The following is a 10,281-nucleotide window of genomic DNA, read 5'->3' on the forward strand; positions in this document are numbered from 1 at the left end:
AATGAGGCCGAAACAGAAGCGAAACACACTGCCTCGAGATCGCACTTGATCACGCCTTCTTGCTGCCCTAAGGTTCAGGTCACCCCAAGATCAGTTGGCGGGGAATCAGTATGGAACAAAGGGGGAGGTGGCATGGAAGTAGTCCGAATTCCCGGAATCGAGGGGCGGGCGCTGAGGGCGGTGATTCCCTCCGGTGCCGCACGTTCCGTCAGAATCGGAACGTTGGGTCCGGGCGGCACCAGTAGTGAGCACATCGCACAGTTGATGTTGCGCTGCATCGGTGATCCCGGGGGCTTCGATGTCGTCCTGAAGGACACCTTCGAGCAGTGCCTGGGCGACCTCGTCGGGGAACTCATAGATCTCGCCCTGGTGCCTCACGCCTATTCAAATATCAACGCTTTCTATATGCATCCGGCCTTGCGGCCAGTGAGCGTATTTCATGGGAGTACGCCGGAATACGGCCTCGCCACACGGGTCGACTTCGCCTTCGATGAGGAACTGCTGCACACCGAGACAGTCGTCACCCACCCCGCACCCATTCCGATGCTGGAGCACTACATCGACGGGCCGGTACATATCGTCACCGTCACCTCCACGAGTCAGGCGGCCGGACACGTGGCCGACGGACGCTACAACATCGCCCTGACGAACGAACAGGCCGTCGAGCAGTACAACTTGAAGTTCGTTCGCAGATTCTCACGGATTCCCATGACCTGGACGGTTTTCTCAAGGCGAAAGGCTGGAGATGTCCACGCTGGAAATGTCCACGGACGTGCATGAACGGCCCTACTTCCCGGCCGCCGACGCGGCCCTGCACGACAACGGCGTGCGCACCGAGTCGTACCGGCGGGACGACACCGAGGTGAGGATCTCTCATCTGGCGCCCGGCGCCGTCTTCGACGGTGAGTCCAGCGCCGAGGCACGCGTCGGGATGGTCGTGCGCGGCGAGCTCTCCGTGACGGTCGGAGACGTGACGAAGCCGATGAAGGCCGAGTACGACGTCTTCGTCGCCCCGCCCGGCGTCAGCTTCTCCGTGACGAACCCGTCCCCGTACGAGACCGTCCTCCTGGAGATCAAGCGCAACAAGCCCGGGGAGAACTACCCCGCCCCGGGCGGCTATTTCCTCGAACCGCTCGAGTCCCGCAAGTTCGTGGGGATGGACGTCACGTTCTTCCTGGCGGACTGGATCGAGCTCATGATCGCCGACATCCCCGCCGGCGGCGAGATGCCGTACCACAAGCACTCGCACGAGCAGATCGGGACGTGCCTGGAAGGGCGTTACGAGATGAACGTCGAAGGCTCCACGCATGAATTGCTGTTCGGCGGCACCTACTTCTGCGCGAGCCAGGAGGGGCACGGAGCGGCGAACCCCAACACCGCCTTGGCGCGCTCCCTCAACATCTTCATCCCGCCGCGCTACCACCGGGTCCCCAAGCAGAGCGCGGAGCAAGGCGCCGACCAAGGCGCGGAGCAGGAAACCGAGCAGGGAGCCGGGTGACCCGGCTGGCCATCGTCCTCGGGGCGAGCCGGGGTATCGGGCGCGCGACCGCACTGCGCCTGAGCTCGAAGGGATACGCGACGGTCCTGTGTGCCCGAAACCGGAACGACCTGGAGAAGGTCGCCGCGGAGGCATCCGGCGGACCCGCTCCGCACATCGTTCCGGGCGACATCACCTCGCCTGCTTTCCGGGCCGAACTGATCGACGCGGTCGACCGCCGGTTCGGAAGGATCGATGTGCTGGTCAACAACGCGCCGGGCCCGGCCCCGGGCGCCTTCGACAGCGTGTCCGCCGACGCCATCGGGCCGGCGATGGAACAGAAGCTCGTGCCGTACCTGGATCTGGTCAGAACCACGGCGCCGGTCATGATCCGTAACGAATTCGGACGGATCGTCAACATCGTGGGCAACATCGGGAAAGAGCCGGCCCCCGGAATGTTCCTCTCCGGCCTGGTGAACGCAGCCGTCGCGAACGCGAGCAAATACCTGGCGCATCAGTACGCCAGACACAACGTCACCGTGAACTGCGTGCACCCCGGAGTCATCCGCACCCAGCGCTACGACCGCGCCGTGCAGCACATGAGCCATACCGGCGCGATGTCTCTGCAGGAGGCCGAGGACCGGCTGCGCCGGGCGATCCCCATGGACCGGCCCGGGTCCGCCGATGAAGTCGCAGCCCTCATCGGCTTCCTGTCGTCCGAGGACGCCTCCTATCTGACCGGACAGCAGATATCCGTCGACGGCGGCCAATTGACATGCGTATGAGAGGAGACGGATACGTGTTCCAGGACAAGGTGGTCATCGTCACCGGTGCCGCATCCGGGATCGGCCGACAGACCGCGATCGAATTCGCCCGGCAGTCCGCGAAGGTCGTCGTCGCGGACATCGACGAAAAGGGCGGCAACGACACCGTCGCCCAACTCAAGGACGACGGACACGAAGCCGTCTTCGTGACCACCGACCTGACCGTCGAAGCGGACTGCGCGCACCTCGTCGCCACCGCCGCCGAGACCTTCGGCCGGCTCGACATCCTCGTCAACAACGCCGGAATCGAAGTCACCACGCCCCTGCACGAGTTGCCGGAGCACGAGTGGGACAGGCTGGTCGACACCAACCTGAAGAGCATGTTCCTCTGCTCCAAGCACGCGCTGCGCCAGATGATGCCGGCGGCGGGTGGCTCCATCGTGAACGTCTGCTCCGTCAGCGGCCTGGTGGCCTGGCCCGGCATAGCCGCCTACAACGCCACCAAGGGCGGTGTGCTGATGCTGACCAAGTCGCTCGCCACCGACTACGCGCAGTACAACATCCGCGCGAACTGCGTATGCCCCAGCATCATCGACACCCCGATGACGGACGTCTCCAACGGCCATGACGCGGCCGTCAAGGCAGAGAAGGCGAAGCTGAATCCGATCGGCCGCCTCGGCACGCCCGAGGATGTCGCCCACGCGATTCTGTTCCTCGCGTCGGACAAGTCCTCGTTCATCACGGGCACCGCGCTCACCGTCGACGGCGGCTACACGGCCATCTAGGCCGGTCGTTCCCCGTACCAAGTTCGGCCTTTCCCCCGTATTCCCCCGTATTCCCCCCGTACCAAGTTCGTTCTTTCCCTGCACCAAAAGGAAGGTTGGCCGGAGTGTCGGACCGTTGGAACGGCGAGGAGCGCCCGAGCGGGTTCCCGCTCCTGACCGTCCTCGCCCTGATGGCGGGCATCTTCGCCGTCGGCTCCGAGGAGTTGGTGGTCTCACCGCTGCTCGTGGGCATGGCCGAGTCGTTCGACGCGTCAGTGGCCCTGATGGCCCTGTCGGTCAGCGTGTACGGCATCGCGACGTCGGTCGGAGCCCTGATCTTCGCTCCTCTCGGCGACCGGGTGTCGCGTCGGCTCAGCCTGACGATCGGGATGGCGATGTTCGTCCTGGGAACCGTGCTGTGCGCGTTCGCCACCAGCCCTGCTCTGCTGTTCACGGGACGGGCCCTGGCCGGCCTGGCGACGGGCGCCTTCGTGCCGACGGCCTACGCCTTCGTCGGTGACCAGATCCCGTACGGGCACCGCGCCCGCGCCATGGGCATCCTCGTGTCGAGCTGGTCGCTGTCGCTCGTGCTGGGCGTGCCGATGGGATCCTTCGTGGGCGGCTGGGTCGGCTGGCGCTGGACCTTCGGGCTGCTCTCGATCCTGGGAGCCCTCGTGGCCGTGGTCCTCGTCCGGGCCGGCGGCGGGCAGCCCTCCGCCGCGGACGGCGGGACGCCGGCGGACGACACGACTCCGGCGGACGGCAAGAGGCCATCGGCCACTGACGAGACGCCATCGGCCACGGAAACGGCCGAGGCTCCGTCGGAGCACGAGCACGGCTGGGTGCGGTCCGCCGCCCGCGCCCTGCTGGCGCCGGGGGTCCCCGTCTACGTCGCCGCGACCTTCCTCAACATGCTGGGCTTCTACGGGATGTACACCTTCCTCGGCAGTGCCCTGCAGTACCGCTTCGGCACCGGAAGCTCCATGACCGGCGTCATGATCCTGCTCTACGGTCTGGGCTTCGCGACCAGCTTCCTCACCGGCCGCTGGGCCGACGCATGGGGCAAGGAACGCGTCCTCGTCGCCCTGCTCGCGGGGCTCGTCCCCGCCCTCGTGCTCATCCCGCACGCCGCCCGCTGGACACCGCTCCTCGTGGTGTGCCTGTTCCTGTGGGGCTCGATGCAGAGCCTGGTGGTCACCCTGCTCAGCACTCTGCTGAGCGAATGCTCGCAGCAGCACCGCGGTGCCATCCTCGCCTTCTACAGCCTCGCCACCAACCTGGCCGTGGCCATCGGTGCCGCGCTGTTCGGCTCTCTGTTCACGGAGTACGGATTCGCCACCCTGGGCTGGGTCTGCGCGTCGATCACTCTCGTCGCGTTCGGCCTGACCGGCTGGGCGTACCGGCGCCGCGGCGGCGGTTCCCCGCACCGCGAACAACCGGCGGACACCGCGGACACGACGGATCCGACGCACGAGGACACGACGAATCCCACGCACGAGGACGGGGCGGATCCCACGCACGAGGACAGCGCGGACCCAGCCCAGGGTGGCGCCGTGGCACCGGCCCGGGAGACCAAGGTCGTGGCGCATGAGGACTGACATCGCACGCAGGCTCCGCGACCTGCCCAGGAGCTCCTTCGCCACGACCGTGGCCAGGATCGACCAGCTCGTCGCGGCGGGCGAGGACGTCGTCAACCTGTGCCAGGGCAACCCCGATCTGCCGACCCCGCCGCACATCGTCGAGGCGCTGCGCAGGGAGGTGCTCGACGCGTCCACCCACCGCTACGGACCCTTCTCCGGACTGCTCGAACTCAAGACCGCGATAGCCGAGTGGTACGCGAAGCACCACGCGGTCCGGCTCGACCCCGAGACCGAGGTGGCGATCCTGTTCGGCGCGAAGGCCGGCCTGGTGGAGATCAGCCAGTGCTTCCTCGACCCGGGTGACGTATGCCTGATGCCCGACCCGGCCTTCCCGGACTACTGGGCGGGCGTGGTCCTGGCCCGTGCCCGGATGCACCCCCTGCCGCTGCTCCGGGAGAACGGCTTCCTGCCCGACTACACCGCGCTGGACCCGGCGACGTGCGCGCAGGCCAAGCTGATGTTCCTCAACTACCCCAACAACCCCACCTCGGTGACGGCCCCGCCCGAGTTCTACGCCGACACCGTCCGGTTCGCCGCCGAGCACGACGTGATCGTGGCGTCCGACTTCGCCTACGGATCCCTGGGCTTCGACGGTGAGCGGCCGGCCTCGTTCCTGGAGGCGGACGGCGCCAAGGACGTGGGCGTCGAGTTCATCTCGTTGTCGAAGATGTTCAACATGGCCGGTTGGCGCATCGGCGCCGTAGTCGGAAACCGTGACGTCGTCGCCGCGATCAACCTCATCCAGGAGCACTACTACGTCTCGCTCCCGCCCTTCATCCAGCGAGCCGCGGCCGCGGCCCTCACCGGCCCCGAAGACTGCGTCCAGGAGCTGACGGCGGTCTACCAACGCCGCCGGGACCTCTTCGTGGCCGGGGTGCGCGAGGCCGGATGGCACATCGACGTACCCCGGTCGGTCTTCGCCTGGCTGCCTGTCCCCGACGGCCGGAAGTCCGACGAGTTCGCCGACGAACTACTGGACCGGGCCAAGGTCGCGGTGGCACCCGGCCGTTGGTTCGGCGAGCACGGCGAAGGATACGTGCGGGTGAGCCTGCTGGCCCCGGAGGAGCGCCTCCGCGAAGCCGTAGCACGGCTCGCCGCCTTCTGAAACGCCACCACCCTCGCAGGCGACCACAACCCATGGGAGAACCACTGTGATACGCCACGTCGTACTGTTCCGATTCAAGCCCGGAATCGACTGGAACAACCCCCGCGCCCTTGAGGCGGAGCAGTCCACCGCCAAGGTGGGGAGCGCGGTGCCCGGAGTCCACGCATGGCGCTGCGGTCGCAACGTGTCCCCCCGGGCCGTCGCCTACGACTTCTACGCGGAGGGCCTTCTGGACGACATGGAGGCCGTCGACCGCTACCTGGTCCATCCGTTCCATCAGGAATCGGCCGACATCTGGCGGGAGATCGCTGACTGGGTCATCGTCGACGTTGAAGACTGACAGCGATGATCGCTGCGGCTCCGCTCCCGCTCGGTGGGCCGTCGACAATTGCTCGGCGGTCAAGCCCTTGGCATCTCTGAGGTCAGCACCCCTGTCTCCCGCTCGCCCTGCTCAACTCCCCTGCCGCACCGCTCAGTTCTCCTGCAAGAACTTCTTGGCCAGCGAGTCCCCGAGGCTCACAGCCCCACTGTGACTCTCGATCGGCGACACCTTCGAGTTCTTGAACAGGATGTACGTGACGCCGGAGTCGGTCCCGCCCGTCTCGGGGTCGGGGTCGATGCCGAGTGCGTTCGCCGTCGCGTAGGACGCCTCGCCGATGATCTTCGTGGGGCCGGTGTCACCGACGACCGCGTACTCGACCTTGTTGTTGTAGATGACGGCCACCACGCCGCCGCCCTTGATGCCGGAGTTCGCGTAGTTCCAGATGGAGCTGGAGCTGGGCACGACGACGTACGGGAGTTTCTCGGCGTTCAGGGGCTTGTCGTCGGACTGGTGGAACGCGGTGTCGTCCTGGAACCAGGGGTCGGTGTCCGCGTTGCACTTCGAGGTCACCTGGCCGTCGCAGTCGACGTCCATGTCGGCCTTCCAGAACACGGCACCGTTCTTGCCGCACACGGGGATGTTCGCCGATGTCTCGTCGTCGGACTTGTACTTGCCGTTCGATATCTGCGAGCAGGACGTGACTTTGGCGAGCAGTTCGGCCGCGCTGACCGAGCCTTCGCGCGGGCTGTCGGGGGACGCGGCGGCAGATCCGGGCAGCGTCGCCGCTGCGAGCAGGGCGGCTCCGGCCGAGGCGGCGAGGGCGAGCGTTCGAGTACGCACGTGGGGACCCTTCTGCTAGTTCCTCTGGTTCGACGAGTAGCTCTGCCGGCTCGACGAGTAGCTCCGCCGGTTCGACGAGTTGCTGTGGCTTCTCTGTTAGGAAAGTTTCCTGACCAGCAGCGCCCACAGTCCCGCGCCCCTCATGTACCCGTCAACCCATAAAGCCGCCATCTTCGTCACCACGGGCCCCTGAAGTCCCACCTGGGCAAACCGCTCCCCAAGACGGGTGAATTGGCGGAAACCCGGGCAACCGATGTGGCGGTGGACGTGTCTACTCCCATACAGCTGCCTCCGTGCCCGCCCATCACCCCATTTCCCGCTCCCCACCCCCTATTCCAACTCCCTGTCCCCCCCCCACTGGAAGGGCCCCGCCCATGCCGTCCAGCAGCCGCTCCCTCAGCACCGCCTTCAGCACCGCCCTGTCGGTTGCCGCCCTCCTGATGACCGCAGCCATCCCTGCCTCCGCCGCCTCCACCGGTGGCACCGCCCCCACACCCTCCGACTCCAAGCCGTCACACCGCCCCCCGGTCCTGGTCGACTGCCTGGGCCACGGCCAAGTCAGGCCCGGCGACCACATGCTGGCCTGCGGGGACGGCAACAACGGTCTGCGGGGCCTGCGTTGGGCCGACTGGACCGACCGCGTCGCCCACGGCGTCGGGCGCCAGGTCGCCAACGACTGCGTCCCGGACTGCGCCGAGGGGCACTTCCACACCTTCTGGGTGGGCGTGGAGGCGTACCGCCCCGTCGCCCGCAAGGGCAAGGCTCCGCACTTCTCCCGGCTGAAGGTCGTCTACCTCGACAAGCGTCCGGAGGGTTCAGGCCCTTCGCAGACCTACCCGCTCACTCCCTGACCAGTGTGGGCACACGCGCGGCGAGGCCGCACCCGTACGGTACGGGTGCGGCCTCGCGGATTACGCGGATTACGCGGACCAAGCGGACTGGGCTGATTACGCGGATGCGGACTACCTAGTAGCCGCGGCCCTTGGCGCTGTCCTTCGCCTCGATCCACCCCTTCTTCCCGCTGGGAAGCTTGGAGTAGTACCACCAGTTGCCGTGCGGGCTCAGGCCCTTGCAGTACGCCACGAAAGTGTCGTGGAAGTGCAGACCCTTGGTGATCTTGTACGTCGCGCCGGGCCCACTGTGCATGTACGACTCGTGGTTGTGACCCTCGTAATTGAAGATGTCGATGTTCCGCCAGTGGTTCGTGACGTTCTTCGAGCAGGCGGCGCTGCCCACAGCACCCGCTGTCGGCGCCACGGTGAGGCCCCCCGCGAACAGGGCGGCCCCCACCGCAGCCACGGTGCCCATCCTGCGCAACCTCGTCTTGCTCACGTACTCTCCCTCGTCGTTCCCTCCGGTCACCGCGCGGCGGCCGGATGAGAAGAACGCTAGGAAGGCGCACCAACAACTTGCCAACACCCGGCAGTTGACACTCACACGTCCCACGTGACCGGGAGATTCTTCACCCCGTAGATGTCCGCGGTCTCCGGTCGCAGCCCGACCTCTTCCGCCGGTACCGCGAGACGCAGCGTGGGAAATCGGCGCACCAGCGCCGCGAGAGCCACCCGCATCTCGATGCGGGCGAGTTGCTGCCCCAGACACAGGTGGATGCCGTGGCCGAAGGCCAGATGCCCGCCGTCCTGCCGGTGGATGTCGAGCACCTGGGGGTCGGCGTAGCGCTCCGGGTCATGGTTGGCGGTGTGGTACGAGAGCACGACCGTGGTGCCGGCCTCGATGGTCCGGCCGCCCAGCTCGACATCCACCAGCGCCGTCCGCATGAACGACTTGGCGACGCTCAGGTAGCGCAGCAGTTCCTCCACCGTCTGGTCGATGAGACCGGGATCGGCGCGCAGCGCGGCCAGTTGGGCCGGGTTCTGCAGCAGCGCGAAGGTGCCGAGGGACAGCATGTTCGCGGTCGTGTCGAACCCGGCCGCCAGCAGGATCAGACCGATCCCCTTCAGCTCCTCGTCCGTGAGGTCGCTGTCGGTGAGCTCGCTGAGCACGTCGTCGGTGGGGTGCGCGCGCTTGGCGGCCACCAGCTGTTCGAGGTACTGCTGGGTCGCGGTGTAGGCCGCGATCAGCTCCTCCTCGCTCACCTCTCCGTTCATGAACTTGTCGATCTGTTCCTGGAAGGAGGCACGGTCCTCGTACGGAACCCCGAGGAGCTCGCAGATGATGATGGTCGGGATGGGCTTGGCGAACGCGGTCACCAGGTCCACCGGCTGCCCGTCACGCGGAGGGCCCGCCGCCGCCATGGCGTCCAGGCACTCGGCGGTGATCTGCTCGATGCGCTCGGTGAGCAGCCGCATGCGCCGCGCGGTGAACTTGCCCACCAGCGGCTTCCGGTAGCGGCTGTGCTGCGGCTCGTCCATGAGGAGGAACTCGCCGGGCGGCGCCGGAGGAAGCTCGAAGTCGACCACGTTCAAGAGGTCTTTGCGCGAGCTGAACCGTGAGTCGGCGAGGACCGAGCGGACCAGGTCGTATCCGGTGATCAGCCAGCCGGGCTTGCCGCCGGGGTGGGTGAGGCGGCTGATGGGGCCGTGCCGACGGGCCTCGGTCAGCTCCGCCGGCGGATCGAAGGGGCAGCCTGCCGGACGTGCTGTCGGCAGCGTCGTGACGGTGTGAACGGATTCGGTCATGACCATTCCTTCGATCAGGAGTCAGGAGCTGGAAGGCAGGAATCAAGGTCAGGAGTTGAGAGCTTCGGTGATCTTGCGGGCCATGTCCGCCATGGCGGGGCTCACCCCGCCCTTCTGGGCCCGGTTCGAGGCTTCGATGACGACAGTGATGGTGCTGCGGAAGTTGTCGGCTTCAGCCGGGTCCTGCTGGGTCAGCAGGGTCATCGTCGCGGTGAGGGCGGGCAGGACGTGGTCGGCGAGCTCGGCGACGGAGCGGCCGTTGAGGTCCTTGATCTTCCCCCGTTCGGCGAGCACGTGCCCGACCAGACCGGTGGCGGAGGTCAGGGCGATGGAGCCGTGGGTGCCGACCTTGTGGGCCGAGCCCGCGGCACCGGCGGCGCTCATCAGCGAGACGGCGCCCCAGGCGGCGGTGCGCAGGGTGTTCTTGTCCTGGACGGTGAGGGTGACGGGCTTGGCGTTCATGGCGGGGGCTCCCTTTGCTGGTGGCGGCGGCTGTTCGCCGCGGCGGCCGAACTTCTTGCTGCCCCTACGTTCGCCGCCGGGCCTGTCAGCCCTCTGTCACCGCCCTGACACCACCACTGATACGGGCCCCATGACACGCGGGTGCGGCCACGTGATCAACCCCGTGGCCGGACACCGCCCCGCCGCCCGGCCGGGGACATCCCCGCCCCCCGCGGAAGATCCGCGGGGCCCACCACACGGCAGACCCCCCCCCCCGCGCGGGCGGTCA

Annotated in this window: 12 protein-coding genes; 8 read left to right on the forward strand and 4 right to left on the reverse strand. The window is 67.4% G+C overall.

Features of this window, described 5'->3' with window-relative positions; translation table 11 throughout:
* Positions 1-132: 132 nt before the first annotated feature.
* The 7 genes from ACFWYM_RS01225 (at position 133) to ACFWYM_RS01255 (ending at position 6,090) form a co-directional block, all read left to right on the forward strand.
* On the forward strand, positions 133-780 hold the full coding sequence (locus tag ACFWYM_RS01225; protein WP_384828580.1) for a hypothetical protein: 648 nt from the start codon (positions 133-135) through the stop codon (positions 778-780).
* A complete protein-coding gene (locus ACFWYM_RS01230; protein WP_384828581.1) occupies positions 746-1,498 on the forward strand; it encodes a cupin domain-containing protein in 753 nt (250 codons plus the stop codon). The genes ACFWYM_RS01225 and ACFWYM_RS01230 overlap by 35 nt, the downstream gene beginning before the upstream one ends.
* Positions 1,495-2,262 (forward strand): SDR family oxidoreductase, encoded by a 768-nt coding sequence (locus ACFWYM_RS01235; protein ID WP_384828583.1) that lies wholly within the window; start codon positions 1,495-1,497, stop codon positions 2,260-2,262. Before ACFWYM_RS01230 ends, ACFWYM_RS01235 begins: the two co-directional genes overlap by 4 nt.
* A gap of 14 nt (positions 2,263-2,276) precedes the next feature.
* Complete coding sequence (locus ACFWYM_RS01240) at positions 2,277-3,026, forward strand: SDR family NAD(P)-dependent oxidoreductase (protein WP_384828585.1); 750 nt, start codon at positions 2,277-2,279, stop codon at positions 3,024-3,026.
* A gap of 104 nt (positions 3,027-3,130) precedes the next feature.
* Complete coding sequence (locus ACFWYM_RS01245) at positions 3,131-4,603, forward strand: MFS transporter (RefSeq protein ID WP_384828587.1); 1,473 nt, start codon at positions 3,131-3,133, stop codon at positions 4,601-4,603.
* Positions 4,593-5,750: an aminotransferase class I/II-fold pyridoxal phosphate-dependent enzyme gene (locus ACFWYM_RS01250; protein WP_384828589.1), complete on the forward strand. Its 1,158-nt coding sequence runs from the start codon at positions 4,593-4,595 to the stop codon at positions 5,748-5,750. The genes ACFWYM_RS01245 and ACFWYM_RS01250 overlap by 11 nt, the downstream gene beginning before the upstream one ends.
* A 46-nt stretch (positions 5,751-5,796) precedes the next feature.
* The gene (locus ACFWYM_RS01255; RefSeq protein ID WP_384828591.1) at positions 5,797-6,090 is read left to right on the forward strand and encodes a Dabb family protein; all 294 of its coding nucleotides are present in this window, start codon (positions 5,797-5,799) and stop codon (positions 6,088-6,090) included.
* Between the two features lie 132 nt (positions 6,091-6,222).
* Here the strand turns inward: ACFWYM_RS01255 and ACFWYM_RS01260 are convergent, their stop codons facing one another.
* Positions 6,223-6,912: a glycoside hydrolase family 75 protein gene (locus ACFWYM_RS01260; RefSeq protein WP_384828593.1), complete on the reverse strand. Its 690-nt coding sequence runs from the start codon at positions 6,910-6,912 to the stop codon at positions 6,223-6,225.
* A 374-nt stretch (positions 6,913-7,286) separates the two neighbouring features.
* On the opposite strand from ACFWYM_RS01260, the gene ACFWYM_RS01265 reads away from it, so the two are divergent.
* Positions 7,287-7,763, forward strand: a complete 477-nt coding sequence (locus ACFWYM_RS01265) for a hypothetical protein (protein WP_384828595.1) — start codon at positions 7,287-7,289, stop codon at positions 7,761-7,763.
* Between the two features lie 115 nt (positions 7,764-7,878).
* On the opposite strand, the gene ACFWYM_RS01270 is transcribed toward ACFWYM_RS01265, so the two are convergent.
* The 3 genes from ACFWYM_RS01270 to ACFWYM_RS01280 form a co-directional block, all read right to left on the reverse strand.
* Positions 7,879-8,244 (reverse strand): hypothetical protein, encoded by a 366-nt coding sequence (locus tag ACFWYM_RS01270; protein WP_384828597.1) that lies wholly within the window; start codon positions 8,242-8,244, stop codon positions 7,879-7,881.
* A gap of 101 nt (positions 8,245-8,345) precedes the next feature.
* Positions 8,346-9,551 (reverse strand): cytochrome P450, encoded by a 1,206-nt coding sequence (locus tag ACFWYM_RS01275; protein WP_384828598.1) that lies wholly within the window; start codon positions 9,549-9,551, stop codon positions 8,346-8,348.
* Positions 9,552-9,599: 48 nt separating this feature from the next.
* A complete protein-coding gene (locus tag ACFWYM_RS01280; protein WP_384828600.1) occupies positions 9,600-10,013 on the reverse strand; it encodes a hypothetical protein in 414 nt (137 codons plus the stop codon).
* Positions 10,014-10,281: the final 268 nt, after the last annotated feature.

Origin of the sequence: Streptomyces sp. NPDC059009 (genome assembly GCF_042740175.1) — a bacterium.
GTDB lineage: Bacteria > Actinomycetota > Actinomycetes > Streptomycetales > Streptomycetaceae > Streptomyces.

Coding starts and splice junctions, on each gene's coding strand:
- ACFWYM_RS01225 (WP_384828580.1), top strand. CDS start 133: ATGGAAGTAGTCCGAATTCCCGGAATCGAGGGGCGGGCGCTGAGGGCG.
- ACFWYM_RS01230 (WP_384828581.1), top strand. CDS start 746: ATGTCCACGCTGGAAATGTCCACGGACGTGCATGAACGGCCCTACTTC.
- ACFWYM_RS01250 (WP_384828589.1), top strand. CDS start 4,593: ATGAGGACTGACATCGCACGCAGGCTCCGCGACCTGCCCAGGAGCTCC.
- ACFWYM_RS01265 (WP_384828595.1), top strand. CDS start 7,287: ATGCCGTCCAGCAGCCGCTCCCTCAGCACCGCCTTCAGCACCGCCCTG.
- ACFWYM_RS01275 (WP_384828598.1), bottom strand. CDS start 9,551: ATGACCGAATCCGTTCACACCGTCACGACGCTGCCGACAGCACGTCCG.
- ACFWYM_RS01280 (WP_384828600.1), bottom strand. CDS start 10,013: ATGAACGCCAAGCCCGTCACCCTCACCGTCCAGGACAAGAACACCCTG.